This window comes from uncultured Pseudoalteromonas sp., assembly GCF_963922945.1.
In the GTDB taxonomy this organism is placed as follows: domain Bacteria; phylum Pseudomonadota; class Gammaproteobacteria; order Enterobacterales; family Alteromonadaceae; genus Pseudoalteromonas.
In genome coordinates, this window is record NZ_CAWUKC010000002.1 from 48,807 (window position 1) to 75,123 (window position 26,317).

23 protein-coding genes are annotated in these 26,317 nt (G+C 40.9%); 5 read left to right on the forward strand and 18 right to left on the reverse strand.

Annotated features, from left to right (window positions below; translation table 11 throughout):
• Window positions 1–139: 139 nt before the first annotated feature.
• Both ssb and AABI99_RS00770 read right to left on the reverse strand, forming a co-directional pair.
• The gene (gene ssb / locus AABI99_RS00765; protein ID WP_338362663.1) at window positions 140–820 is read right to left on the reverse strand and encodes a single-stranded DNA-binding protein; all 681 of its coding nucleotides are present in this window, start codon (window positions 818–820) and stop codon (window positions 140–142) included.
• A 20-nt stretch (window positions 821–840) separates the two neighbouring features.
• Window positions 841–2,208 carry an MFS transporter gene (locus AABI99_RS00770; protein ID WP_338362664.1) on the reverse strand — a complete coding sequence of 456 codons (1,368 nt, stop codon included), beginning with the start codon at window positions 2,206–2,208 and terminating at the stop codon, window positions 841–843.
• 162 nt (window positions 2,209–2,370) lie between these two features.
• On the opposite strand from AABI99_RS00770, the gene uvrA reads away from it, so the two are divergent.
• Window positions 2,371–5,190 (forward strand): excinuclease ABC subunit UvrA, encoded by a 2,820-nt coding sequence (uvrA, locus tag AABI99_RS00775; protein ID WP_338362711.1) that lies wholly within the window; start codon window positions 2,371–2,373, stop codon window positions 5,188–5,190.
• Between the two features lie 80 nt (window positions 5,191–5,270).
• Here the strand turns inward: uvrA and trpS are convergent, their stop codons facing one another.
• From trpS to rpe, 3 genes are read right to left on the reverse strand one after another with little or no spacing between them, the layout of a single operon-like run.
• Window positions 5,271–6,275 (reverse strand): tryptophan--tRNA ligase, encoded by a 1,005-nt coding sequence (trpS, locus tag AABI99_RS00780; RefSeq protein ID WP_338362665.1) that lies wholly within the window; start codon window positions 6,273–6,275, stop codon window positions 5,271–5,273.
• A 32-nt stretch (window positions 6,276–6,307) separates the two neighbouring features.
• Entirely contained in the window at window positions 6,308–6,973 is a 666-nt protein-coding gene (locus AABI99_RS00785) for a phosphoglycolate phosphatase (protein WP_338362666.1), read from the reverse strand.
• Window positions 6,973–7,656, reverse strand: coding sequence for a ribulose-phosphate 3-epimerase (gene rpe, locus AABI99_RS00790; RefSeq protein ID WP_338362667.1), 684 nt, complete (start codon window positions 7,654–7,656; stop codon window positions 6,973–6,975). Before rpe ends, AABI99_RS00785 begins: the two co-directional genes overlap by 1 nt.
• 201 nt (window positions 7,657–7,857) lie before the next feature.
• Here rpe and AABI99_RS00795 point away from each other — a divergent pair, with 201 nt between their 5' ends.
• Complete coding sequence (locus AABI99_RS00795) at window positions 7,858–8,154, forward strand: hypothetical protein (RefSeq protein WP_338362668.1); 297 nt, start codon at window positions 7,858–7,860, stop codon at window positions 8,152–8,154.
• A gap of 3 nt (window positions 8,155–8,157) precedes the next feature.
• A complete protein-coding gene (locus tag AABI99_RS00800) occupies window positions 8,158–8,343 on the forward strand; it encodes a DUF2970 domain-containing protein (protein ID WP_338362669.1) in 186 nt (61 codons plus the stop codon).
• On the opposite strand, the gene AABI99_RS00805 is transcribed toward AABI99_RS00800, so the two are convergent.
• From AABI99_RS00805 to AABI99_RS00845, 9 genes are all read right to left on the reverse strand, one after another.
• Complete coding sequence (locus tag AABI99_RS00805; RefSeq protein ID WP_338362670.1) at window positions 8,291–9,157, reverse strand: Dam family site-specific DNA-(adenine-N6)-methyltransferase; 867 nt, start codon at window positions 9,155–9,157, stop codon at window positions 8,291–8,293. The genes AABI99_RS00800 and AABI99_RS00805 overlap by 53 nt on opposite strands.
• Window positions 9,158–9,210: 53 nt before the next feature.
• Window positions 9,211–10,581 (reverse strand): AAA family ATPase, encoded by a 1,371-nt coding sequence (locus AABI99_RS00810; protein ID WP_338362671.1) that lies wholly within the window; start codon window positions 10,579–10,581, stop codon window positions 9,211–9,213.
• On the reverse strand, window positions 10,581–11,651 hold the full coding sequence (gene aroB / locus AABI99_RS00815) for a 3-dehydroquinate synthase (protein ID WP_338362672.1): 1,071 nt from the start codon (window positions 11,649–11,651) through the stop codon (window positions 10,581–10,583). Before aroB ends, AABI99_RS00810 begins: the two co-directional genes overlap by 1 nt.
• Window positions 11,652–11,679: 28 nt before the next feature.
• On the reverse strand, window positions 11,680–12,198 hold the full coding sequence (aroK, locus tag AABI99_RS00820; protein ID WP_338362673.1) for a shikimate kinase AroK: 519 nt from the start codon (window positions 12,196–12,198) through the stop codon (window positions 11,680–11,682).
• 184 nt (window positions 12,199–12,382) lie between these two features.
• Window positions 12,383–14,473, reverse strand: coding sequence for a type IV pilus secretin PilQ family protein (locus AABI99_RS00825; protein ID WP_338362674.1), 2,091 nt, complete (start codon window positions 14,471–14,473; stop codon window positions 12,383–12,385).
• Window positions 14,460–14,996 (reverse strand): pilus assembly protein PilP, encoded by a 537-nt coding sequence (locus tag AABI99_RS00830; RefSeq protein WP_338362675.1) that lies wholly within the window; start codon window positions 14,994–14,996, stop codon window positions 14,460–14,462. The genes AABI99_RS00825 and AABI99_RS00830 overlap by 14 nt, the downstream gene beginning before the upstream one ends.
• Entirely contained in the window at window positions 14,993–15,598 is a 606-nt protein-coding gene (locus tag AABI99_RS00835; protein WP_338362676.1) for a type 4a pilus biogenesis protein PilO, read from the reverse strand. The genes AABI99_RS00830 and AABI99_RS00835 overlap by 4 nt, the downstream gene beginning before the upstream one ends.
• On the reverse strand, window positions 15,588–16,160 hold the full coding sequence (locus tag AABI99_RS00840; RefSeq protein ID WP_338362677.1) for a PilN domain-containing protein: 573 nt from the start codon (window positions 16,158–16,160) through the stop codon (window positions 15,588–15,590). Before AABI99_RS00840 ends, AABI99_RS00835 begins: the two co-directional genes overlap by 11 nt.
• Window positions 16,148–17,227 carry a pilus assembly protein PilM gene (locus AABI99_RS00845; RefSeq protein WP_338362678.1) on the reverse strand — a complete coding sequence of 360 codons (1,080 nt, stop codon included), beginning with the start codon at window positions 17,225–17,227 and terminating at the stop codon, window positions 16,148–16,150. The genes AABI99_RS00840 and AABI99_RS00845 overlap by 13 nt, the downstream gene beginning before the upstream one ends.
• 131 nt (window positions 17,228–17,358) lie before the next feature.
• Between AABI99_RS00845 and AABI99_RS00850 the strand changes: the two genes are divergently transcribed.
• Complete coding sequence (locus AABI99_RS00850) at window positions 17,359–19,875, forward strand: PBP1A family penicillin-binding protein (protein WP_338362679.1); 2,517 nt, start codon at window positions 17,359–17,361, stop codon at window positions 19,873–19,875.
• Window positions 19,876–19,941: 66 nt separating this feature from the next.
• On the opposite strand, the gene metL is transcribed toward AABI99_RS00850, so the two are convergent.
• Both metL and metB read right to left on the reverse strand, forming a co-directional pair.
• Complete coding sequence (gene metL, locus AABI99_RS00855; RefSeq protein ID WP_338362680.1) at window positions 19,942–22,287, reverse strand: bifunctional aspartate kinase/homoserine dehydrogenase II; 2,346 nt, start codon at window positions 22,285–22,287, stop codon at window positions 19,942–19,944.
• 6 nt (window positions 22,288–22,293) lie between these two features.
• Entirely contained in the window at window positions 22,294–23,541 is a 1,248-nt protein-coding gene (gene metB, locus AABI99_RS00860) for a cystathionine gamma-synthase (protein WP_338362681.1), read from the reverse strand.
• Between the two features lie 269 nt (window positions 23,542–23,810).
• Between metB and metJ the strand changes: the two genes are divergently transcribed.
• Window positions 23,811–24,131 carry a met regulon transcriptional regulator MetJ gene (gene metJ / locus AABI99_RS00865; protein ID WP_004589341.1) on the forward strand — a complete coding sequence of 107 codons (321 nt, stop codon included), beginning with the start codon at window positions 23,811–23,813 and terminating at the stop codon, window positions 24,129–24,131.
• A gap of 61 nt (window positions 24,132–24,192) precedes the next feature.
• On the opposite strand, the gene AABI99_RS00870 is transcribed toward metJ, so the two are convergent.
• Both AABI99_RS00870 and rpmE read right to left on the reverse strand, forming a co-directional pair.
• Window positions 24,193–25,434 (reverse strand): malic enzyme-like NAD(P)-binding protein, encoded by a 1,242-nt coding sequence (locus AABI99_RS00870; RefSeq protein ID WP_338362682.1) that lies wholly within the window; start codon window positions 25,432–25,434, stop codon window positions 24,193–24,195.
• Window positions 25,435–25,954: 520 nt separating this feature from the next.
• On the reverse strand, window positions 25,955–26,170 hold the full coding sequence (rpmE, locus tag AABI99_RS00875; RefSeq protein WP_004589339.1) for a 50S ribosomal protein L31: 216 nt from the start codon (window positions 26,168–26,170) through the stop codon (window positions 25,955–25,957).
• Between the last annotated feature and the right edge of the window lie 147 nt (window positions 26,171–26,317).

The following is a 26,317-nucleotide window of genomic DNA, read 5'->3' on the forward strand; positions in this document are numbered from 1 at the left end:
TATTGCGGACAGGTATGAGATTGGCATTTAGCTTTAAATCGTAAAAAATGCTCTCTGGGCAGTGGTTGTCTGTAAGTAAAAACTAAAAAGCCGCTAAAAAGCGGCTTTTAAGATTACATTTCAACATTTTTGTCTTTGATCAGAACGGGATATCGTCATCAAAATCTATTGTAGGCTCCATAGGGTTTGATGCACCGCCTTGTGGGGCATTTTGCGGCTTAGGTGCAAAACCACCTTGCTGCTGTGGCGCGCTATTTTGCTGTGGTGCAAAGCCGCTGTTATTTGATTGTTGATATTGGTTATTTTGCTGTGGTGCTGCAGCTGGACGCTGTGCTGGTGCAGCTTGCTGTTGCTGCCCATAGCCACCACCTTGTTGACCTTGGTTATTTTGACCATAACCACCACCTTGCTGATTATTTTGATAACCACCTTGTTGGCCACCTTGATAACCACCGCCTTGCTGATCACCACCACGAGCACCTAGCATTTGCATTTGACCCGTAAATCCATCAACTACAATTTCAGTTGTGTATTTTTCTTGGCCTTGTTGGTCAGTCCATTTACGTGTTTGAAGTTTACCTTCTACGTAAATTTGTGAACCTTTACGGCAGTACTCGCCTACAATTTCTGCTAACTTGCCAAAAAACACGACACGGTGCCATTCAGTTTTATCAACCATTTGGCCAGTGTTTTTGTCTTTATAGCTGTCTGACGTTGCTAAGGTAATGTTTGCTACACCATTGCCATTAGGCATGTAACGAACTTCAGGATCTTGTCCTAAATTACCAACCAAAATTACTTTGTTCACACCGCGTGCCATGGAACCTTCTCCTATAAACGTTAGATTAAACCAGCTACTTTACGTGCTTGGTCTAGGTCAAATTCTTTCTCATTAATCTTTAAATAGCTGCGGCTTTCGTCGCGTACTACTGTTGCTTCTATTACGCCAGGTAAAGCAACTAGCTGAGAAGCAAGTGCTTGAGCTTGCTCTTCAGAACTTAAATTGGTTATTAAACTAATAACTTTACTTTTCGGTGGGACTTGCATTTTCCACGCAATAATAAGCCATATTAACCCAACAAGTGCCGCTGCCGCAAACACAGCTTGCGTACTTGTTGTTTGGGCAACATAACCCCCTAAAATACCACCTAAAAAAGCCCCTAAAAACTGGCTAGAAGAATACCCGCCCATCGCCGAACCTTTTTGGCTAGCAGGAGCTATACGCGACACAAGCGCAGGCATGGTGGCTTCTAAAAAGTTAAATGCAACAAAATAAAGTAGCATACACATGGCTATACCAATGACGCTATTGGCCCAAATAGACATCGCTAACATACTAAGTGAAAGCAGCGCTATTGAACCAATAAAGGCTTGTTTTTCTTTTTCTTTTTTAATAGCAACAATCATCATTGGCACCATTAAAATAAACGCCAATAGCAATACCGGAATATACAAATACCAGTGCTGATTTGCCACTAAGCCATCTTTTATTAGCTGGCTCGGCAGTACCACAAAAATAGCAGTCAGTGTTAAATGTAATAGTAATACACCTGCGTTTAGTCGCGACAACTGTGGGTGCTTAATAAGTTTTTTAATGTCGCTAAAACTTGCCAATGTATCGCCTTTTGGCGCTTTATTGACTGCATTTGGTACTAAAAATAAAATAATGCTAATACCGACTACGGCAAGTATTGCTGTTAACCAAAATACGCCCGCTACGCCCCACGACGCAGCAACAATAGGACCTAGTAACATAGCAAACGCAAAACTCATGCCTATGCTCATACCGATTACTGCCATAACTTTAGGACGTTGCTCGTCGCGACTCAAATCACTGGCAAAAGCAAGCAATGCACTGGCTATAGCCCCCATACCTTGCAGGGCTCGGCCCACGGTGACCATTTGAATAGATTCAGCAAGGGCGGCTATGACAGAACCAAGTGCAAAGACCAGCAATCCACCCACAATGACCTTTTTACGGCCTATTTTATCGGATAAACGCCCCATAGGTATTTGCAGTACTGCTTGGGTTAAACCATACGCGCCAATAGCAAATCCTATCCACATAGGCGAAAAACCATCAAGCGATTGGCCATAAATAGCCAATACAGGCATCAGCATAAACAAGCCAAGCATTCTAAATGCAAACACACTCGCCAGCGATACAGCGGCGCGCTTTTCTCGTGAATTAAGTGAAGATGCGGTCATTATCTGCGTAATCTTACGATATGAAAAATTTAGGCAGGGATTCTATCACAAGCTTGGCAATAATTAATCGCCTATAAGAAAGGATTTTTCGCTGATCATTGATTAATAATGTTTCGTATTATGCGATACTGGACAAATAATTTTGGTAATAAACGAGATAGCATGGAAAACATTGAAGTCCGAGGCGCCCGCACGCACAATTTAAAAGACATCAGCCTAACCATCCCACGTGATAAATTAATTGTTATCACAGGCCTATCTGGTTCGGGGAAGTCATCACTGGCATTTGATACTTTATATGCAGAAGGACAGCGTCGTTATGTTGAGTCACTTTCTGCCTATGCAAGGCAATTTTTATCGTTAATGGAAAAGCCAGACGTTGATCATATTGAGGGTCTTTCTCCCGCCATTTCTATTGAGCAAAAATCAACATCACACAATCCTCGCTCAACAGTAGGTACCATTACCGAAATATACGATTACTTGCGTTTAATGTTTGCCCGCGTGGGCGAGCCTCGCTGCCCAACCCACGACTTACCACTTGCAGCACAAACAATCAGCCAAATGGTTGATACCGTTTTAGCACTGCCAGAGGGCACTAAGCTAATGCTTTTAGCGCCAGTGGTTAAGGATCGTAAAGGTGAGCATGTTAAATTACTTGAGCAACTTGCGAGCCAAGGCTACATTCGTGCTCGTATTGATGGTGAAGTGTGCGACTTATCAGATCCACCAGCGCTTGAGCTTCACAAAAAGCATACTATTGAAGTGGTAGTTGACCGCTTTAAAGTAAAAGATGGCCAACAACAGCGTTTAGCAGAGTCGTTCGAAACCGCACTTGAAATGTCTGGCGGTATAGCAAATGTCGCTCATATGGATGACAGTAGCATTGAAGAAATGCTGTTTTCAGCCAACTTTGCCTGCCCTACGTGTGGCTATGCAATGACCGAATTAGAACCGCGTTTATTTTCGTTTAATAACCCTGCTGGTGCGTGTCAAAGCTGTGATGGTTTAGGCGTACGCCAATACTTTGATCCCAACCGCGTGGTGCATAACCCAGAGCTCAGCTTAGCAGGCGGCGCTATTAAAGGATGGGATAAACGCAGCTTTTATTATTTTCAAATGCTGCAAGCTGTAGCCGAGCACTATAACTTTGATTTAGATGTACCATTTGAAAAGCTAGCTAAAGATGTACAAAAAATCATTTTAGAAGGCTCAGGAAAAACAAAAATAGCCTTTAACTACCGTAACGACAGAGGCGATTTAATAACTCGTAACCACGAGTTTGAAGGCGTGTTAAACAACATGAACCGTCGCTACCGTGAAACTGAGTCAAACTCGGTGCGTGAAGAGCTCGCTAAATATCAGACTAGCCAAGCGTGCCCTAGTTGTCATGGCTCGCGTTTACGCCAAGAAGCACGCCACGTATTTATAGGTCAAACAAACCTACCTGCTATTACTAACATGAGTATTGGCGAAGCGATGGACTTTTTTGAAGGGTTGTCGCTAACAGGCCAAAAAGCCCAAATAGCAGAAAAAATCCTGAAAGAAATTCGTGACCGCTTATCGTTTTTAATTAATGTAGGCCTTAATTACTTATCGCTTGAGCGCAGTGCCGATACCCTATCCGGTGGTGAAGCCCAACGTATTCGTTTAGCCAGCCAAATAGGTGCAGGTCTTGTAGGCGTAATGTATGTACTGGATGAGCCATCAATTGGTTTACACCAACGCGATAACGACCGTTTATTGCAAACATTGGTGCATTTACGCGATTTAGGCAACACCGTGATTGTAGTTGAGCACGACGAAGATGCCATTCGCGCAGCAGACCATATTATTGATATTGGTCCAGGCGCGGGTGTACACGGCGGGCATATTATTGCCCAAGGTACGCGCGATGATATTTTAGCGACCAAAGACTCGGTAACGGGCCAGTTTTTATCTGGCGTACGCAAAATAGAAGTACCAAAAGAGCGTAACCCAACCGGCGATAAATGGCTTGAGCTATTTGGCGCCACAGGTAACAACCTCAAAAATGTAGACTTAAAAATTCCATTTGGCTTATTAACCTGTATTACAGGAGTCTCGGGCTCAGGTAAATCAACGCTTATCAACGATACACTCTTTAAGCTTGCGCATACTGAGCTGAACGGCGCGACCACAGCAGAGCCCGCACCTTATGAGTCAATAAGTGGCCTTGATCATTTTGATAAAGTAATTGATATCGATCAAAGTCCAATAGGCCGCACACCGCGTTCAAACCCCGCAACCTACACAGGTATTTTTACCGGTATTCGTGAGTTATTTGCAGGGACACAAGAAGCCCGCTCTCGCGGCTATAAAGTAGGTCGCTTTAGCTTTAACGTTAAAGGTGGACGCTGTGAAGCCTGCCAAGGTGATGGTGTAATTAAAGTAGAAATGCACTTTTTACCTGATGTATATGTACCGTGTGATGTATGTAAAGGCGCGCGATACAACCGAGAAACCTTAGAAGTACAATACAAAGGTAAAAACATTCATCAAGTGCTCGAAATGACCGTTGAAGACGCACACGACTATTTTGATAAAATACCCGCAATAGCCCGCAAGCTTAAAACGCTCATGGATGTTGGTTTATCGTATATTCGTCTAGGGCAAGCTGCTACCACGCTCTCTGGTGGTGAAGCTCAGCGTGTAAAACTGGCTCGTGAGCTTTCTAAACGCGATACTGGTAAAACGCTATACATATTAGATGAGCCAACAACCGGCCTTCACTTTGCCGATATTGAACAACTACTTGTGGTATTACATCGCCTGCGCGATCACGGCAATACCATAGTGGTTATTGAGCATAACTTAGATGTGGTTAAAACCGCAGACTGGCTGGTTGATTTAGGCCCTGAAGGCGGTGCTGGCGGCGGTGAGATACTCATTGCAGGCACGCCTGAAGAAGTGGCCAAATGTGAGCGCTCGCACACAGGGCGTTACCTAAAGCCATTGCTTTAATATAGATTATAAAAGTATTCATTAAAAGGGACAAAAATGCCGCTAAATATAGCGGCATTTTTACTTTAAACTAAATAAACTTATGTACGAGGAATAAACCCGAGTGCATCGTAAACCGATTTAAGTGTTTTTTCTGCACGTACACTGGCCTTTTCTGCACCTGATTTCATGATGCTATCAAGTAGGTTTTGATCTTCTCTGATCTCTTTAAAACGAGTTTGAATTGGCTCAATCATATTGACCACAGCATCGGCTGTGTCTTTTTTCAAATGGCCATACATTTTATCTTCGTACTCTGGCACTAAGTCTTCAATTGAGCGCTTAGTCGCTACGCTTAACAAAGTAAGTAAATTAGAAACGCCTGGCTTTTCCGTACGATCAAAGTAAATACGTGCTTGTTCGTCTGAATCAGTTACTGCTTTTTTAAGCTTTTTCTCAATCTTTTTAGGCTCATCTAATAGCATGATGTAGCCGTTAGGGTTTTCATCAGACTTAGACATTTTTTTAAGCGGATCTTGAAGGCTCATTACGCGTGCGCCAAATTCAGGAATATATGGCTCAGGTAATTTAAATACGTCGCCGTATAAATTATTAAAGCGTGTAGCTATATCTCGCGTTAACTCTAAGTGCTGCTTTTGATCGTCCCCTACCGGCACTTGGTCTGCTTGGTATAATAAAATATCTGCTGCTTGCAGAACTGGATACGAGAATAAACCGACGTTTACATTGTTAGCATGCTTAGATGACTTGTCTTTAAACTGGGTCATGCGGTTAAGCTCGCCCATTTGCGCGTAACAATTTAGCACCCAAGCTAACTGCGCGTGTTCTGGTACTTGTGACTGTACAAATAAGGCTGATTTTTCAGGGTCTATGCCGCATGCTGCGTATAACGCTATACCATCTAATACACGAGAGCGAAGAAGCTCTGGCTCTTGACGTACGGTAATGGCATGCAAATCAACAAGCATAAAGAAACTTTCGTGGTCTTCCTGTAGCTTTAGCCACTGGTTAATAGCGCCAACATAGTTGCCTATTGTCATACCACCGGTTGGCTGAATGCCACTTAAAACTACTGGTTTACTCATGATTTTCCTTTAGTGTTTAGTTAATTAAAATTTTAACGCTGTGTTAGTGTCGGTATTATATCTAAGAAGTTATCGCATAGGTACTGTGGATTATAATCCTCAAGATTTTCGCCTTGGTTGTAGCCATAATTTACAGCTATAACATCAATTTTAGCGGCGTGAGCGGCGAGTATATCGCTTTTTGAATCACCAATCATGATAGCCTTACTCGGTTCGATGTTTAGCACCTTGCATGCATGTAGCAAAGGTTCAGGAGAGGGTTTTTTAACCATATCATCTCCACATACTATCACCTCAAAGTGACTGGTAAGCGAGAGTTTATCTAATAACATTTCTGTAAATATACGCGCCTTATTAGTCACAAGTGCTTTTGGCATTCCACGCAAAGCACTGAGTCCGGTTTCTACATGCTGATACAAGGCACTGTGCTCACCCACCAATTGACCGTAATGCTGGTGAAATATAGCAATGGCTTTAGTGCTAAGTGTTTCATCTAAATGCTCACTAATTTGCATATCGCCGCTGAGTGCACGTTTTACTAAAGTTTCAATCCCATTGCCTACCCAGCTTTCAACAAGGCTTTGGCTAGCAATAGGGAACGCTAGGTCGCTCAGCGTTAAGTTAACTGCCATATATAAATCGTAAACGCTATCGACCAGTGTACCGTCTAGATCAAACAAAGCTGCATCATATTTCATTATTTTACACTTCCTAACTGCTCACGCATTTGATCAATAACCATTTTGTAATCGGGCTCATTAAAAATGGCAGAGCCGGCTACAAACATATCAGCGCCCGCTTGTGCTGCTGCAGCAATATTATCGACCTTGATACCGCCATCTACTTCTAAGCGAATATCACGGCCTGACTCTACTATACGCTGCTTAGCTTGCGCTAATTTTTCAAGGGTATGAGGAATAAAGCTTTGCCCGCCAAAACCTGGGTTTACAGACATTAATAAAATAGTATCTAGCTTATCAATAACGTGATCGAGGTAGCTCAGGCTAGTGGCAGGGTTAAATACTAAGCCCGCTTTACAACCATGGTCTTTAATAAGCTGTATGGTCCGGTCTATATGCTCGCTTGCCTCTGGATGAAAGGTAATGATTGACGCGCCAGCCTCTGCAAACTGGGGAATGATGCTATCTACGGGCTTTACCATTAGATGAACATCTATCGGTGCAGTTACACCATAGTCTCTGAGCGCTTTGCACACCATAGGCCCAATAGTAAGATTGGGAACATAATGATTGTCCATGACATCAAAATGCACTATGTCTGCGCCTGCCGCGAGTACTTTATCTACATCTTCACCTAATTTAGCAAAGTCGGCTGACAAAATAGAAGGCGCAATTAAGTATTTTTGTTCAGGGTTTAACATAGTAGTCCGTCAATCAATAAAATATACCTTAATGTACCGTAAATACTAAGGTTTCCCAAGTAATACACCTTAATCGTAAAATATAATTAATCGTGTAAGCCTTTATTCCAATAAGCTTTGATGATTTTAGATAAATATTAGTTTGTTATTTATACAGCTTTTGATATTATTAAAAGAGTAATTTATTTTTAGGCTAATATTATGCGTGCATTTAAAACAGGGATCTTAATTGCGTCGGCATTGTTATTTATTGGAGCATTTAGTTTTGCGCCAAGTTCTGATCAAGATTTAAGCTTGGTTAGCAATTGTCAGCATCAGGCAAGTAGTACAAATACTTCTAACACCTCAACGTGTGCGAAAGTAGAACAAGACTCATCGTGGTTTTCGTGGCTAACAGGCGATAGCCGCAGTGCGCAATTTCATTATTTAGATTTATTAGAGCTATTAACTGGCTCAGAAGATGCTAAAAATACGCCTTCAATAAAACCACTATTTTAAGTAATGCTGCATTTTATTAGCGCCTTGCAAAGTGTGCTCGCAGCATTTTTTGGTGTGCAATCTGAGCATAAACGCCAAGTCGACTTTCAACAACACTCCCCGCTTTTTATTATCGTTTTAGCAGTACTGTTTTTTATTATTTTTGTAGTGACAATTTATGCAGTGGTTGCTTGGGTGCTAAATACATAGCCATCAACTCATCAACCTTATTGCGCGACCCACCTTTAGGGCTAATAGTCCGCTTTACCTGAATTTTATCAAGCGATGCTTGGCTATAGATTTTTCTTGTCCATACGGTATCGTGGTTAGATATAAGCACAGGAGTATTATTTTCAAATGCGGCTTGTTCAGCCAAGTTAGCTAAGTTAGCTTGATCATCTAAATTGAATCCGCCTTTAGCATAAGAAGTAAACGATGCTGTTTTACTTAGTGGCACATAAGGCGGATCGCAATAAATAACCGCATTATTTGGCACTAGCTTAAACACATCATCATAACCTAAGCAGGTAAAGGTCGCGTTTTGAGCTTTTTCAGCAAAAAAGTACATTTCTTTTTCTGGAAAATAAGGCTTTTTATATTTACCAAACGGTACGTTAAAAATACCTTTAAGATTATATCTACACAGTCCGTTGTAACCATGGCGGTTCATGTATAAAAAAAGCATCGCACGCTCATACACATCACTACTTTTATTAAACTGTATCCTGTATTCGTAGTAAGCGTCTGGGTGGTTATTTAAATCAACAAACAGTTTTTTAGAGTCACTTATAAACTCATCAGGCGAGCGCTTGAGTTCTTTGTATAAGTTAATTAAATCAGCATTAATATCGTTAAGTAAATAGTGTTTAAAGTTACTATTTAAAAATACCGAGCCTGCGCCTACAAAAGGTTCTACCAAGGTTTCAGCATGTTTACTGGCTTGAGATAATCGTGCATTAATATCTTCAACTAGGCTGTATTTACCGCCAGCCCATTTAAGGAAGGCTCTACTCTTTTGTTGCATTGGTTCTTAACTTCAATCTGCTGTAGCGCGATTTTACACTAAAGTGAGTCACTTTACCGATCAAGTAGTGCAATTTCTTGCTTTATTTTGCTGATTTTTTTATAGAAAGGCTTGTTCTTTCTAAGCACACCCGGCAAGGCAGACAACGCACTTTTAGCATCATTGAGTGATGCATAACTGCCAACAGTAACCACCCACCACACTTTATTATTTCGCTTAGTTTGGTATACCTTAGCGCGGTCGCTCAAGTTATGCTGACTAATAAACTCACGGGTGATTTTTTCCTGCGTTACTGCTAGCAGTTGTACCGTTGTATTATTATGTGGCTGAGCTAAATACCAAGCGTTATCGGAAACATTATTAGAAGTCTCAGGCTGTATAGCTTTTTGCTCAAGCTTTACAGGTGACTCCATGCTATCAAAGGTATTTTCATTCTGTGCCAATATCTGGTTTTGTGTGCTATTGGCACTATGTTGAGCTTGACGTGTTAAACTTTGCACTATTGCAGGAACATCATTTTTATGTAGCTCAACATCATCCAGTGACTTAGCACTTACTTGCTCTAAAGATACCTTAGCTTTTTCAGTATTCAAATTAGCCGCTTCAACTTTAGTATCCACATTAGCGATAGCCCTCACTTTAGATGTAGGGATAGCGGTCTCGATAGCTTGGTTTGGTGGATTTTGATAATAGGTTTGCCACCACTGAGTCATGTCATTTTTATAAAGTAGGCCAATAATAAGTAACATGATAATTATCAATAAAGAGATTAAGTGTATACGCCATGACACTTTATCTTTTTTTACAATATCAGCCACATGCTCGGTTGGCTGCCACGATAATAATAGACTAGGGTTACCTTTTGCTTCATTAAGAAATGTGCTAAATACAGGGTCTTCATCGTACGGTAAATTAGGAAAATACCAGCTCATCAACTGTTTAGATTCTCTGGAAGATAAAGGCTCTAAGTAAATTTCAACGGCATTATTAATAGCCAGCTTTGATTGCGAGGCTAGCATAATATAAAGCGTTATAGGGCTATTTTTGGCAAGTAACTCTAACTCTTGTAATAACTCTTCAGTTAAATGCCTTGCATTATCGAGCACCCATAAACAGGCCTCGCACGGCTGTTGTTCTAGCAGTTGGTAAAAGTTTTCACTTAACGATAAATCGTGGTCAATCAGCGGAGAGTTAAAGCTTTGCTCTAATATATCACTCATCAGTGATATATCATTTACACTGGCACTTACTTGTACAAATGCTTTATTAAAACTGTTGTATTTGTCGGTGATGAAGGTTTCGAGCATATAACTTTTGCCAAGGCCTGAGGTGCCTAGCAATACAATTAAGTTTTGCCCATATTCAAATTGCAGCGCGATTCTATCCACCAACGCCGCTCGGCTTGGTAAAATTTGCGCCTGCATTATTGCTCGATTAACGCTCTAACGTGGTCATCTGATACGTCATCTACCAATGCGCATTGACCAAATTCTGTCGGTAAAATAAAACGGATAGTGCCCTTTTTATTTTTTTTGTCTTTGCGCATATGCATCAAAAACTGCTCAGCAGTCATTTCTTCTGGGATCTCAGTAGGCAAATTATAAAGCTTGAGTAGCGTTACAATTCTATCTACCTCATCTTGCGACAAATCACCACGTGTGTGGGCTAATTTAGCAGCCAGTACCATTCCGGTCGCAACAGCCTCACCATGCAGCCATACGCCATACCCCATTTGCGCTTCAATTGCGTGTGCAAAGGTATGCCCTAAGTTGAGTAACGCACGTAAACCATTTTCTTTTTCATCTTGCGCAACAATAAGCGCTTTAATTTCACAACATCTATAAATGATATGCTGCAAACTGGCTTCGTCTAATTGCTTTAGCTTTTCTGCATTTTGCTCAATAAAAGTAAAGAGCTCGGTATCGTAAATCAGACCATACTTGATAACTTCGGCCATGCCCGCTGCAAATTCACGCGCTGGTAATGTATGAAGTGATTCAGTATCAATAAAAACAGCTTGCGGCTGATAAAATGCCCCAATCATATTTTTACCCAGTGGGTGGTTTACCGCTGTTTTACCCCCAACAGAAGAGTCAACTTGTGATAATACTGTAGTGGGAATCTGAATAAACGGAACACCGCGTTGATAACAAGCAGCTACAAAGCCTGTTAAATCGCCAATAACACCGCCACCAAGTGCAATTAAACACGTGTCTCGACCACAATTGTTTTGCAATAAAAAAGCGGATATTTTCTCAAACCATTCAAGTGACTTGTATTGCTCACCATCGGGAATGACAAAAGAAAGAGGATTTAGTTCAGCTAACGAATCAAGCAATCCTTGCAAATACAAAGGCGCAACGGTGTCGTTAGTGATAATGATAGGCCGACACTCACCAATATGATGTATAAGGCGGCCATTATCTTGAAGTGCAGATTGACCAATAAAAATAGGATAACTTCGCTCGTCCAAATTAACAGTTAATTCAAGCATGCTTTGTTATTTCCTTTATTATTGGTTTTTAAAAATCTAGTTTCTCGATGATTTGGTTAGCAACGACTTTAGCGCTTTGCTCATCAGTGCGTACAACAAAATCGGCAACTTCTTTGTATAGTGGCTCGCGTTCTTCTGCTAAGCGCTCTAGTACATCTCGAGGTGCTTCTTCAGTTTGCAGTAATGGGCGACGCTTATCGCGTTGCGTGCGTGCAACTTGCTTTTCTATAGGTGTCTCTAGGTATACAACGATACCACGAGCCGAAAGCTTGTTTCTAACTTCTTTACTCATTACTGAGCCACCACCGGTTGCAAGTACAATACCTTGCATCTCGGTTAAGTCTGCAATAACAGATTCTTCACGAAGTCTAAAGCCTTCTTCACCTTCAAGATCAAACACCCAGGCAATATCCGCACCGGTACGGCGTTCGATTTCTTGATCAGAATCGACAAATTCAAGGTGTAATTGGTCAGCGATGTGACGACCAATCGTGCTTTTGCCAGCCCCCATGGGGCCAACTAGAAATATATTACGTTTCTCAGCCATATCTTTTAGTACAAACGAACTCTAAAATTTGAAATAAAACCCCGCCTAACGACCTGGCCCCAAAATTAAGGAGGGGATTATCTCAGTAATTGGACGGGTATTTCAAGTCTATTACAAGAAAAAGCCATATAACGAGCAATTATTATTGATAATCACTCGCTGGCAAACATAAAACCAGTTAATTTTAGTCTATTTGTATTTTCGGTGTCACGAAAATCAATAACTCACGTTTCTCATTAAACTCACTGGTACTTTTGAATAAGCGCCCAACGTAAGGAATATCTCCAAGTACAGGCACCTTATTTGTAGTATTAATTATTTGCTGTTGAAAAATACCACCTAGTACAACGGTTTGACCATTATCAACCAAAACCTGTGTTTCAATTTGTTGAGTATCGATAGAAACCGCCTCTCCAGTTCCTGTTTGAACTGTTTCACCGCGCGTATCTTGTGTGATTACTAAGTCTAAAATGACTTTATTATCTGGCGTTATGTGCGGTGTCACCTCAAGGCTTAGTACTGCTTTTTTAAAGCTTACTGTCGTCGCACCACTTGACGCAGATTCGGTATAGGGGATTTCTGTACCTTGCTCAATACGTGCTTTTTGCTGATTTGCAGCGGTAATACGTGGGCTTGCAATGATTTCACCTTTATTTTCTTCTTCTAAAGCACTTAGCTCTAAATCGATTAGGGTACCATTAGCCAGTTTAGCTATGTGCAAGCCGATACTTGCCGCAGGATTAGTGATAGGTAGATTTACATTCAGGCGATCTGATAAATCTGGGATAGTACCGTTTGAGATAGTCTCAGCACCTTCAAGCGAACCAGAAATGCCATCACTATCTTGTTGATCGCTAAAGCCCCAACGCACACCTAGATCTTCTGTAACGTTGTCGCGCACTGTAACCATGCGCGATTCAATAACCACTTGTTGCACTGGAATATCCAGTGTTTCAATCATACGACGAATACTTTCAATACTTTTTGCAGTATCTTTAATAAGTAAAGTGTTGGTACGCTGATCAACCGATACGCTCCCTCTGGCCGAAATAATGCTGTTAGTATCCGTTTTAAGTAAGTCGGCAAAATCTTCCGCTTTAGCATAATTTAAACGAATATATTCACTATAAAGCGGCTCTAAATCCTCTACTTTTTGCTTTGCAAGTAGGTCTTTCGCTTCACGAGCGGCAAGCTCCTCAGCGGGCGCAACCATCAATATAGAGCCATCCATACGCTTATCAAGACCTTTAATGCGCAGTACAACATCTAAAGCCTGATCCCACGGAACACCATCTAAACGAAGTGTAATATTACCGGTTACGGAGTCACTGGTTACTAAGTTAAACTCGTTATAGCCTGCTATAATTTGCAGCACAGCTCTAACCGAAATATCTTGGAAGTTTAAGGTCATTGGACGACCTTGGTATTCTTTGCCCCCATCTAAATAAGCATTTTGCGTTTCATCTTTTTCAATCGTTAACGTTAAAATGTTATCTATTTGCTGATAGGTATAGGTAAACGCCGCATTTGGCTCAATCACGATACGGCTTAGGCTATCTTCTTTAAAGGTTTCAATGGTACTTACAACAGTGCCAAAATCTAATACATCTAGTTCATACAGTAAGTCGTCTAAGATATCTGTATGATGAAACTCTGCAATTATTTTTCCACCGCTTTCATGTACTTCTATTGCAGCTTGCGTGTCTTGCAAAAATACTAAAACTTTTGCTTCACCTTTTTCACCACGGCGAAAATCAATAGATTGAATCCGGTTAATATAAGCGCTTGAGGCATCATAACCATTGCTGCTTTCATCAGAAGCTTGTTCAGTAAGTGGGTTATCCGATACGCGCAACGACACTAAGTTATTATTAACTTGAGTTTCGTATATTTTTAAACGCTCTAGGTTTACGGTTACTTTTAAACCTTGCTCTGTCAGCACGCTGCTCACACTGTTGATACCGGCATGGTCAACCGGCACATTTTCAAGGCCTTGATCTAGCTCTACACCCTCAAATAACATTTCTATGCGCGCTGGTGTATTATGCACCTGAATGATAGGTTGTTGTGTTAATTCTTCATCAAATACAAGTTGTAACTCAGTCTCGCCTTTTAGCAAGGGGTTATAACGCACATCATAAAGTAGTGGCGCAGCACTGGCTGTCTTTACAACAAAAAGAGCCAATATGGCAAATAACATCGTTTGAAAATGCCGATGCCAAAGTACATCCTTATGCATGTGTGGTTTACCTTTTTTATTATTAATTTGCGCCATTATTTGCCGCCTCTAACATTTCTAATTTAGTCAGCCGCTCTTTCCAACAACCGGATCCATCAGGGATTAATTCAACTAATTCTACATAATCACTATTTACAGACTTAACCTTACCGTCATACGTCCCTAAATAATTATTTACTGTTACCCGATGCAGCGTTTCATCTGCGGCGGTGATCAGTGCCCACATTTGCCCGTTAGAGCCTAATGTTCCTTTCATTGCAAGGTTATCGAGCGGGTACTTTTCAAGCGGCTCTCTCACTCTATCAGGATCAGGGTGTAAACAATTTTTAATTTGCGTTAGCTTGTTTTGAATAATTTCAGGCTGTGGTGCCACAAAGGGACTACGTAGCTGTGATGCATTATATTCAAAATGTTCAAACTGTGTTAATTCAGGTATTTCCTCGACTTTAGCCGTGGTGCTGGCCTTTACTTGGTCAATAAATTCTTTTTGCTCAGACGTGTCGTCGTTACAACCTGCTATTAGTAAAATAGACAATGATAATAAAGAGGCTAGTCTCACTTTTTAACCCCTTCTTCATAACGATACGTTTTTGCAACTACACTAAATGTTAGTTGCTTTTCACCAGATGATACAATCGAAAAGTCATGTAAACTTACAATTCGTGGTAATTGAGCTACTTTTCCTACAAATTCACCAAATTCGTGATAAGTGCCTATTACCTCAATTTTTATAGGTAGCTCGGTATAAAACTCTTTTTCAACCTCAGGTAACCAACCTATTTTTAAAAACGTTAAACCGCTGGTAGTACCCACATAAGATAAATCGTCTAACAAACCTGGCGTTTCATTTGAGGTAGGTAATCGCTTTAATAGTTGAGAAAATTTTTCTTCCATTTCAACCATTTGCTGACGATATATATCAAGCTTACTGGCTACGGCATATTTAGTTTTGTAGGTACTGCGAAGCTCTACTTCCTTTGCTACCGCGTTGTGATAACTGTCTATTTCATCAGATACCAATAAACTATAACTAAAAAATAATACTAAGCCAGCCACAAAAAGACAGCAAATTGCTTTTACAGCAACAGGCCACTCACCAATGTTATCTAGCTCAATTTCATTCCAATCTATTTCGTTCAGGGATTTTAAATCAAGGTTCATTGCTTCCCTCACCAATTTCATTAAATGGCTTCACGTAAAACTCCATATTAAAATCACTGAGTAACCGTGACGTTTGATCGCCTGCAACAATGCCTTGCATGGTCGGTCTTTCGAGTAAATATGAGCCTTGAACCCTACGTAACATAGTTGACAAACGGTTGTTTGATTCACTACGCCCTAATACATGAATTTGACTGCCACGGCGTTCAAGCTTAGTCAAATACACCCCTTGCGGTACAATCTTAGCTACTTCATCCATAATTTGAGTGCCTAAGTTACGACTGCTTTGTAGCTCCTCAATCAGCCGCATACGCTGTTGTAAATTCTCTTTTCGTTTATCAAGGTCTCTAATATCACTAATTTTCTTATCAAGCATGCTAATTTCTGAGCTTAAATAATTATTTTTTAAGTTTTGCCCATCCTTTAACCCTGCATAAAATGAGCTAAGTAAGTACATGCTAGCAAAACAAAATATGATAACCGCGATTAAAATTGTTATAAATTTCTTTTTTGATTCTTCACGTTGTAGCTCACGCCACGGCAGTAGATTTATATGTGGCATGATGAAAAGCTCCTTAATGCCAAACCAGTTGCAATTGCAAACTGTGTCTTATTTCGCTGCATTATATTTCTATCTACTTTTGGCGAAACTTCCATATTTGCAAACGGTTCAGCGACTACAGTGTGAATACCTAACTCTTCAATTAACAATCTGTCTAAACCATCAATCATCGATGTACCGCCAGTCAGTACAATATAATCAACCTGATCTTTACCTGTGGTTGTTAAAAACATTTGTACCGCACGGCGCACTTGTTGCAATAAAGAGGTTTGAAATGGTGCAAGCACTTCAAAAGTGTAATTAGGGGGTAAATCCCCTGTAGTTTTACCAATTTCAGCCTCATCAAAGCTTTTATTGTAGTAAGACACAATGCTATTAGTGTATTGATCACCACCAAATACCTGATCGCGGGTATAGATTGTTTCCCCGCCCTGCACAACACTAACCAGCGTCAATACTGCACCAATATCTACTACCGCAACACATTTGTTAAAGGCATCACTAGGTAATTGTTGGTAATATACATCCATAGCTCTACTTAACGCGTAGCTCTCCACATCAACCACTTTGGCAGTTAAGTTTGCCGCCTCCAGTGCCCCCACACGCGCCTCAACACTTTCTGTACGCGCAGCTGATAACAGCACATTCATTTTACTGGGATCGGCTTCGTTGGTTGAGAGCTTTTCGAAATCTAAGCTTACTTCATCAAGGGGGTAGGGTATTAGGCTGTCTGCTTCTATTTCAATTTGCGACTCTAATTCAGCGTCACTTAATGAAACATCCATAAAAATAACTTTAGTGATAACGGTTTGCCCTGATACAGCCACAGCTGCTGATTTCAACGATTTTGGAAGTCTTCTTTTTAATTTTGTAATTATATTACCAATGGCTTCAATATCTTGAATTGATCGCTCGCTCATTGCGCCTTTTGGCATAGGTTCAATTGCAAGTGCTTCTAGTCGAAATCCCGTTTCAATTTCACTTAAAAGCACAGCTTTGATAGAGTGCGATCCAATATCGATTCCGACCATCGCAGCTGATGGCTTTTGAAATAGTTGACTTAGCATGTTTGCAACTTGACCTTTGTTTTAATAATAAACAAGTTATAATTTTTTTAGTAAAAAATATTATTCATTTTTTAATCAATATATACTAGCAGTCTAAACTCGCAATTGGGAGTCCATTTAGGGAAATATAAGTGATTTTATTAAAACGAACATTACAATTTTTTATCATTTGCACGTTATTTGGCCTGATTACATTAATCAGCCTTTATTATTACGTTAAACCCGATATCCCTAGTGTGCAAGTTTTAAAAGACGTGCAGTTACAAACCCCTATGCAAGTCTTTACTAAAGATGGATTACTAATCAATCAATTTGGTGAGAAACGTCGTATTCCCGCTACTATAGACGAAATTCCCCAACCCCTAATAGATGCTTTTTTAGCAACAGAAGACAACCGATTTTATGATCATATTGGCATAGATCCCATTGGTATAATTCGTTCTGCTATTGTGTTAATTTCAACAGGCGAAAAAAAACAAGGGGCAAGTACAATTACTATGCAGCTTGCTCGTAACTTCTTTTTAACACGTGAAAAAGCCTATATTCGAAAAGTAAAAGAAATTTTTATTGCGCTACATATTGAAAGTATATTAACTAAAGACGAGATTCTTGAGCTGTACCTTAATAAAATAGAACTTGGTAATCGCGCATTTGGTATTGGCGCAGCAGCCCAAGTTTACTATGGCAAAGAGCTTAAAGAGCTTACGCTGGCGCAAATGGCTATGATTGCAGGCTTACCTAAAGCGCCTTCAGCACTAAACCCTATTCGTAACCCCGTTAGAGCAAAAGCACGTCGTAATGTTGTACTTGGGCGTTTACTTACTGAAAACTATATTACGCAACAACAATACAACGAAGCAGTTAACCAACCTATTACTGCCTACTTTCATGGTGCTGAGATAGACCTTTATGCGCCTTACATCTCTGAGATGGTGCGTGCTGAAATGGTTAATCGCTACGGTATAGACAAAGCCTACAACTCTGGCTTTAAAATATTTACCTCTGTGGAGTCTAAAGTTCAAAAGGCTGCACAAACAGCGTTAGTTAATAATTTACATAACTATGATATGCGCCATGGTTTTCGCGGACCTGTAGACCTGATATGGGATCCAGAAACACAGCCCGCCTTAAGTGAGCAGCAAATCATAGAAAAACTAAAACCTGTTAAAGAAATAGCTGACTTGCACGCTGGCGTAGTGATAAAAGTAGCAGAAAAAACCGCTGACGTTATTTTAAAAAATGGTCAGCGCACCACACTTGATTGGGATAATTTAAAATGGGCGCGTAAATATATTACTCGTTACCGCCAAGGCTTTGCGCCAAAGGCTGCTACAGATATTCTTACCCCCGGTATGCAAATATGGTTACGTAAAAATAACGACGATAGTTATATACTAAGCCAAATACCTGAAGCTGCCAGTGCACTTGTTTCTATAGACCCTCAAGACGGTCGCATTAAGGCTATTGTAGGCGGTTATAGTTTTGAGCAAAGCCAATATAACCGAGCAGTACAGGCCAAACGCCAAGTTGGCTCTAATATCAAACCTTTTATTTACTCTGCAGCACTCGAAAATGGCTATACATTAGCCTCTATTTTGAACGATGCCCCAATAAACCAATGGGACAAGAGTTTAGGGGTAGCGTGGCGACCAAAAAATAGCCCTGCAGTTTATAATGGCCCTATACGTATTCGTCGTGCACTAGCACAATCTAAAAATGTTATTTCTGTACGTTTGCTTCGTGGTGTAGGACTGCAGCGCACGGCTGATCACTTACTTAAGTTTGGTTTTAAGGATGCTGATATTAACCGCAGTGAATCGTTAGCGTTAGGAAGTGCGTCAATCACACCACTCGAGCTTGCTCGTGGCATGAGCGCTTTTGCTAATGGTGGTCACTTAATTGAACCTTACTTTATATCTGAAATTCAAGATGCCTTTGGTAATGTACTATTTAAGGCAAACCCTGCTCTTGCCTGTGACGAAAACGAGCAATTGCCTAGCCTTCAAGCTGCAAATAATATTGCTAATGATAACTTAGATGCTGACATAGCGCAGAACTCTGAATCACAACCACACTGTGCACCGCGTATTATATCAAAGCAAAATGCGTTTTTAATTGCTGATGCAATGCACAGCGCTGTATGGGGTGGCGGTAGCTGGACTCACAAAACAGGTTGGAGTGGTACGGGTTGGCGTGCGCAAGCATTAGATAGACGCGATCTATCAGGTAAAACAGGCACCACCAACGACTCTGTTGATACCTGGTTTAGCGGCTTTAACCGCAATGTAGTGACTTCGGTATGGGTTGGTTTTGACAACCCAGGTAATTCATTAGGGCGCTCAACCTATAATAACAACCTAGACAGCAGCCAGATCTCTGGTGCTGAATCGGGTGCCAAAACGGCACAACCTGCTTGGGTTAACTTTATGAAAGTAGCGCTTGAGGGCACACCAGAAGCCCCAATAGAACCACCGGAAGGCCTAGTTTCAATTCGTATTGATTTAAAAACAGGTTTGTTAAGTCATAAAAACGATTACACCAGTCGTTTTGAGTACTTTGAAAAAGGCACGGCGCCTACTAAGTATGTACTATCTCAGCCTACTGATATTTTTGAAGAAGACACTAAAACCGAAGAAGAGCTATTTTAATCATAATGTAGAAAAACAAGAACGGCAGCCAATATAAGCTGCCGTTTTACTAGTAAATTTGCTCTATTACTTTAGATGTTTAACCAACCAATATAAGTCAGAATGTACACCCGCTGCGGTCACTTCTTTGCCCGCGCCAGGTCCTTGGATAACCAAAGCATTGGTGTTGTACCACTGGCTATTAATAACAAAAATATTATCACCAGGCGTTAAATTAGCTAGAGTCCCTCCTTTAGGCGCGTATGTTATACCTACTTTAGCTGTTACTTTACCCTGATTTAATGCTAATAAACCGGTGTACCTAAGTACGGCATTTTGTTCATTTGCCGCATCGCCATGGTATTTAATAAAGGCATTTAGCGTATCTTTATTCGCTAAAAAGTCCTCCCATGAACCTTGTGCTAGCTCATCTGGCATGAGTGCTTGTAAACTTATATCCTCTAGATCTAATTCTAGACCAAGCTCACGCGCAAGTATAAGTAACTTACGCTGCATATCGCGGCCCGATAAGTCTTCGCGCGGGTCAGGCTCTGTAAAGCCCATTTTTTGCGCTTCAAGAACAAGATCCGAAAATGCCACACTGCCATCATACTTACTGCATAACCATGAAAGTGTGCCAGAGAATACCCCCTCGATACGGGTAATTTTATCGCCACTATTTTGTAAATCAGCCAGCGCAAAGTTAATTGGCAAACCAGCCCCCACGCTGGTGTTGTATCGCCAATGCAAGTTACGCTCACTAATACTTTGACGCAACGCGTTATACCAATTTGATGCAGCCGTCCCTGCGTACTTATTAGCGCTTATTAAATGGCAATCCCGTTCTACAAAATCAGTATATAATTGGCTAAATTGCTCGCTTGCCGTTATATCAACAACCACTTTATGCTCGTAATCAAGGTCGTTTAAGGCATTTAATAAGTCGACTTGCTCATAGCCAACCGAATTATGCTGCCACTGCTGCCTCCACTGCTCCAGTGTAATACCAGAGGCATTGAATAGCATATTTTGCGAGCGGATTAGTCCAACTAACTTAATACTATAATCACCCGATAAGCGTGTAAACTGGGCATCCAGCTGAGTTAAAAACTCATCGCCTACGTTACCTAAACCTGCAACAACTAGTGCAACTTCTTGACCTTTATTAATTAGTTTTTCGTGAAGTAAACTAAGTACATCGCTCTCTATTAACTGATCAGTTAACAGCAATGTATAGCCGGTATCTTGATGAATAAAACGAGGGTGAATATTTTGCTGATTTAAAACCCCAGCCGCTAATGTACTTAGCGTGTAAACATCTTGCGTAGGCGCAACTACAGCACAGCCGTTCAAATTAGACTCAATTATGTTTGCTCGCCCCGCAAAATAACTCACAACCTGATACGTCGCGCTTGCAGGCACAACTAAGTAGATATCACCATCGTGTATAAAATGATGAAGGCTGTGTTGGATAAGCTGACTAACATGTGCCACCTCACCAACATTGAGGCCTTCTACTAGCAATAAATCAACGTTTTGTAATGTAGTAATAAAGCGTTTTTGCTTAGCCTTACCCTGCTTTACAACATCAGTAGGAGCCGCTTGCACATCAAAGCTACTTCGTACAGCCAGCTTAATATTAGTGTTTTTTAAAGGCGAAAGCGTTTTTGCATGCAAAACAGGGTTACCCAATCGTGCTAGTAAGTTAGCCTGTTCACGACACACTTTATTGTACTTAGTCGCTTTTTCAACTTTACGTGGGTCAGCACTAAACACCCCTGGCGTATCAGTCCATATGCACACACTTTGAGCGTCGCAATAATTGGCTAATAAAGTGGCGCTATAATCACTGCCATTGCGGCCTAGCGTAACCGTATCACCGTCACTACTTGCTGCGATAAACCCTGTTACTACATTAATTTTATTTGCCTCAATCACACGACTACACTGTTGTTTGTTTTTCGCATGCAATAGCTCTTCGTTTGTTACAGTGAATAACGTTCTTGCATCATGAGCGCACGCCTCAATCGTTAATTGCGCTAAATAGGCTGCCAATAATCGTGCAGACCACAGCTCGCCATGCGCCAGTAACGCCGCCTCTTGCAACTGCTGCTGATCCGCTTGCTCTGCTATATTACTTAACTCTTGCGCTAACACTGCTAAAGCCGTGTGTTTAGCATCGGCTTTTAATAACTCTTCAATTAATGCTGTTTGATGATTACTCAATTGCAGCAAAATATCAGTAATAGCTTGCTTATCTTGTTGCTGATAACTTTGCCACAGCGAAACTAAGGTATCGGTAGTTTTACCGGCTGCAGATACAACCACGCAGTCACCTGGCTGTGTGTGGCCAATAATAATTTTTGCCACACGTCTATAGCACTCGCTCGAGCTTAAACTCGAGCCGCCAAATTTATGTACACTATTTACCATACTCAATCACCACAATGCTGGATGAGCAGCTTGTTGCTTTACATCTCCATTGGCATTGCCTGCAGCTTTACCAACACGGCCTACATTTTTATTTTGCCCGGGTTTAACTAGGTTAAATACACGCTCAAAATCAGCCAATAAGTCTTCTATATCTTCAATACCTACCGAAATACGAATTAACGTATCCCCTACTCCCGCTTCTAGGCGTGCTTTTGGCTCCATCCCTGCGTGAGTCATAGTAGCTGGGTGGCAAATTAAACTCTCAACCCCACCTAACGATTCGGCTAAGCTAAACTCTTTAAGGCTTGTTAAGAACGCCGCAGCATCATCCACATCACCTTTAATATCAAAACTAACCATGCCACCAAAGCCAAGTTGTTGAGCTTTAGCAAGTGTATGTTGAGGGTGCGATTCAAGGCCTGGGTAGTAAACTTGGCTAACATACTCAGATCTTTCAAGATACTTAGCAATCGCCAGGGCATTTTCTTGGTGCTGCCTTAAACGCACATTTAAAGTACGTAACCCACGTAACGTTAAATAGCTGTCAAATGGGGCGCCGGTAATACCAATGTTGTTGGCCCACCACGCAAGCTCGTCACCAAGCTCTTGGCTTGCAGCCACAACGGCACCGCCTACAACATCAGAATGGCCGTTAATATATTTGGTGGTAGAGTGCACCACAATATCTACACCAAACTTAATTGGGTTTTGCAATGCTGGTGATAAAAAGGTGTTGTCGGCAGCAACCAATGCCCCGCACTGTTTTGCTATATCTGTCACGGCTTTAATATCCGTTAAGCGCAGCACAGGGTTACTTGGTGTTTCTATCCAAATTAATTTAGGTTTAATAGTTAAAATTTGTTCTAGGTTTTCTGGCTTGGTTAAATCAAGAACCTTTAACTTTAGTAGGCCGCGCTTCTCTAACGATGTAAATAAACGGTAGCTACCACCATAGCAATCATGAGGAATTACGAGTGTATCGTCGCTATTAAGTAGCTGTGTGGCCAAATGCACTGCTGCCATGCCCGTAGCTGTTATGATGCCGCGTGCACCACCTTCAAGTTCTGCTAATGTCTCGGCTAAAATATCGCGATTTGGGTTACCACTGCGCCCGTAATCGTATGCACGTTTAGTATCAAAATCGGCAAACGAATACGTTGTCGATAAATAAATTGGCGGTACTACAGCACCATGATGTTTATCGGCATCAACCCCATTTCGTACAGCAATGGTTGCTTTGTTTTTTTCGCTCATATTCGTCACCTAATTATTTTGGATGTTTAGACGTCTAAAAGAGTAAGTTATCCATTATAATAAGTCAAAGATTTTAAGACTCTAGATGGCTAAAAATTATAGACTCGTAGTACTTTAACTGGGCTGTATTTAGCGTTATAAACAAGCTTATTCTGCGAGTTTGGTATCTATTATTTGACTATCTTTTTTAAAACGATAGAATTTCACGCATATTTACACGCTTTTTACGCCGTGTTAGAAATTAATAATCTGAGGCAACGATACATCTTATGGCTAAATGGAATGGTGAGTATATTCACCCATACGCAGAACACGGGAAAAAATCAGAGCAAGTTAAAAAGATCACCGTTTCGATCCCGCTAAATGTATTAAAGGTATTAACTGATGAACGCACGCGTCGTCAAATAAACAACTTGCGTCATGCAACAAACAGCGAGCTACTATGTGAAGCATTTTTACATGCATTTACAGGTCAGCCGTTACCTAATGATGATGACCTACGTAAAGATAACGCAGAAAAAGTACCTGAAGAAGTTAAAAAGATAATGCAAGAAATGGGCTTAGAAGTGCCTATTTTAGATGAAGAATAAAGCGCCTTTTTAAACAAAAAAACCTCAGCATGCTGAGGTTTTTTTGTTTCAACGCTATATATTACGCCATGTAGTTTTCTGGTAAGTCAATTTGTGCCACGCCTGATTCAACTGCAGCAATCGCAACCGCCTTGGCTATACGTGGTAATAAACGCGGGTCCATCGGCTTAGGAATAATGTAATCTGCACCAAACTCAAGCTTTTCTACACCTGCCGCTTTTAATACTTGCTCAGGCACTGGCTCTTTAGCAATACTGCGTATAGCTTCAACAGCAGCTATTTTCATTTCATCGTTAATAGCGCTTGCACGAACATCAAGTGCACCACGGAAAATAAACGGGAAACATAAAACATTATTAACTTGGTTAGGAAAGTCTGAACGACCCGTAGCCATAATTAAGTCCGCACGTGCGCTGTGCGCAAGCTCTGGAGCAATTTCGGGATCTGGATTTGAACATGCAAATACCACAGGTTTATCAGCCATCAGCTTTAAGTCTTCAGGCGCTAATAAATTAGGGCCAGAAACCCCAACAAACACATCTGCATCAGCAATTACATCTTGTAGCGTGCGCTTATCTGTATTGTTAGCAAAAAGCTGTTTGTATTCATTTAAGTCATCGCGGCGAGTATGAATAACCCCTTTGCGGTCTAACATATAAATATGTTCGCGCAGTGCTCCACACTTAATTAATAGCTCCATACACGCAACTGCTGCAGCACCTGCCCCTAAACATACAATAATGGCATCTTCTATTGATTTGCCCTGCACTTCTAATGCGTTAAGCATACCTGCTGCAGTAACAATAGCGGTACCATGTTGGTCATCATGAAAAACCGGAATACTGCAGCGTTCAATAAGCGCTTTTTCAATTTCAAAACACTCGGGCGCTTTAATATCTTCTAAGTTAATGCCACCAAACGTGTCAGCAATATTCGCCACGGTATTAATAAAGTCTTCAGTGGTGCGATGCTTCACTTCTATATCAATAGAATCTAAGCCTGCAAAGCGTTTGAATAACAGTGCTTTACCTTCCATAACAGGTTTAGAGGCTAATGGCCCTAAATTACCTAAACCTAAAATTGCCGTACCGTTACTGATCACCGCAACCATGTTACCTTTACCGGTATAGGTATATGCATTAGCTGGGTCTGCTGCAATTTCACGCACGGGTTCTGCAACACCAGGGCTATATGCTAGAGCTAAGTCTTGCACTGTTTCCGCTGGTTTTGTGAGCTCAATGCTGATTTTTCCAGGAACGGGGTGTGAGTGGTAGTGTAATGCTTGTTCACGAAAATCTGACATAACGCGATGGTATCCTGCAATTTAAGTTAAGTGAGAGGGAGTATAGGGCTAAGATACTCTTATTATTTTTAAATTCCAAGCAATATCAGGTCTATCCTGTTATATGCTATATCCGTTAATTTTAAGTGATTTATCAGCAACTTCGCTAAAAGTTATCAACTTTAAACAAATAAAAATTCATCTAAAAAGTGCGTTTTGAGGTTCATTTTTCCCGTACAGTATTTTGGTTAAATTGTAGTGCACTTAACTATTAAAATGCACCATTATGGCGCGTTTACCTACGTTAAAAACAAATATCGTCACGATAAGCACTTTTAGCAGCTTGGTTAAAAATTAACATATAAAAATATAGAGAAGAATCGGGAAATTGTCTGTAAAGGATTATGCATATTCAGAATAAGAACAGGAAATAGTTATGCATAAGTAGTACGGCAACAATCGCTGATATTTCAGCAAAAATGAGGAATTTTAGGCACAAAAAAAAGCACCCAAAGGTGCTTTTTTTACTAAACAGCAATAATTACTTTTTGCTGCTAAGTGCACCGAAGCGCTTGTTGAAGCGATCAACACGGCCGCCAGTGTCTAAAATCTTTTGCTTACCAGTGTAAAACGGGTGACACGCAGAACATACGTCTAAGTGAATGTCTTTACAAAGAGTAGAACGAGTTTCGAATTTGTTTCCGCATGAACATGTTGCAGAAATTGCTTCGTACTTAGGGTGAATACCTTCTTTCATAGGAACCTCTAGTTAAGGCCGCATCGCTCTCCAAACCCGAAGTCTGGCACCATACGTCGTTAAAACAAATTTATAGGCCGCGGATTTTATCCAACTAGCTTGCCCCACACAAGCTTTAATTACGCTTTTTGTCAAAAAAGTAACCAA

Excerpts from the sequence above, each read along its gene's own strand:
- ssb (WP_338362663.1), bottom strand. The coding sequence starts at position 820 with ATGGCACGCGGTGTGAACAAAGTAATTTTGGTTGGTAATTTAGGACAA.
- AABI99_RS00770 (WP_338362664.1), bottom strand. The coding sequence starts at position 2,208 with ATGACCGCATCTTCACTTAATTCACGAGAAAAGCGCGCCGCTGTATCG.
- uvrA (WP_338362711.1), top strand. The coding sequence starts at position 2,371 with ATGGAAAACATTGAAGTCCGAGGCGCCCGCACGCACAATTTAAAAGAC.
- trpS (WP_338362665.1), bottom strand. The coding sequence starts at position 6,275 with ATGAGTAAACCAGTAGTTTTAAGTGGCATTCAGCCAACCGGTGGTATG.
- AABI99_RS00785 (WP_338362666.1), bottom strand. The coding sequence starts at position 6,973 with ATGAAATATGATGCAGCTTTGTTTGATCTAGACGGTACACTGGTCGAT.
- rpe (WP_338362667.1), bottom strand. The coding sequence starts at position 7,656 with ATGTTAAACCCTGAACAAAAATACTTAATTGCGCCTTCTATTTTGTCA.
- AABI99_RS00795 (WP_338362668.1), top strand. The coding sequence starts at position 7,858 with ATGCGTGCATTTAAAACAGGGATCTTAATTGCGTCGGCATTGTTATTT.
- AABI99_RS00800 (WP_338362669.1), top strand. The coding sequence starts at position 8,158 with ATGCTGCATTTTATTAGCGCCTTGCAAAGTGTGCTCGCAGCATTTTTT.
- AABI99_RS00805 (WP_338362670.1), bottom strand. The coding sequence starts at position 9,157 with ATGCAACAAAAGAGTAGAGCCTTCCTTAAATGGGCTGGCGGTAAATAC.
- AABI99_RS00810 (WP_338362671.1), bottom strand. The coding sequence starts at position 10,581 with ATGCAGGCGCAAATTTTACCAAGCCGAGCGGCGTTGGTGGATAGAATC.
- aroB (WP_338362672.1), bottom strand. The coding sequence starts at position 11,651 with ATGCTTGAATTAACTGTTAATTTGGACGAGCGAAGTTATCCTATTTTT.
- aroK (WP_338362673.1), bottom strand. The coding sequence starts at position 12,198 with ATGGCTGAGAAACGTAATATATTTCTAGTTGGCCCCATGGGGGCTGGC.
- AABI99_RS00825 (WP_338362674.1), bottom strand. The coding sequence starts at position 14,473 with ATGGCGCAAATTAATAATAAAAAAGGTAAACCACACATGCATAAGGAT.
- AABI99_RS00835 (WP_338362676.1), bottom strand. The coding sequence starts at position 15,598 with ATGAACCTTGATTTAAAATCCCTGAACGAAATAGATTGGAATGAAATT.
- AABI99_RS00840 (WP_338362677.1), bottom strand. The coding sequence starts at position 16,160 with ATGCCACATATAAATCTACTGCCGTGGCGTGAGCTACAACGTGAAGAA.
- AABI99_RS00845 (WP_338362678.1), bottom strand. The coding sequence starts at position 17,227 with ATGCTAAGTCAACTATTTCAAAAGCCATCAGCTGCGATGGTCGGAATC.
- metL (WP_338362680.1), bottom strand. The coding sequence starts at position 22,287 with ATGGTAAATAGTGTACATAAATTTGGCGGCTCGAGTTTAAGCTCGAGC.
- metB (WP_338362681.1), bottom strand. The coding sequence starts at position 23,541 with ATGAGCGAAAAAAACAAAGCAACCATTGCTGTACGAAATGGGGTTGAT.
- metJ (WP_004589341.1), top strand. The coding sequence starts at position 23,811 with ATGGCTAAATGGAATGGTGAGTATATTCACCCATACGCAGAACACGGG.
- AABI99_RS00870 (WP_338362682.1), bottom strand. The coding sequence starts at position 25,434 with ATGTCAGATTTTCGTGAACAAGCATTACACTACCACTCACACCCCGTT.
- rpmE (WP_004589339.1), bottom strand. The coding sequence starts at position 26,170 with ATGAAAGAAGGTATTCACCCTAAGTACGAAGCAATTTCTGCAACATGT.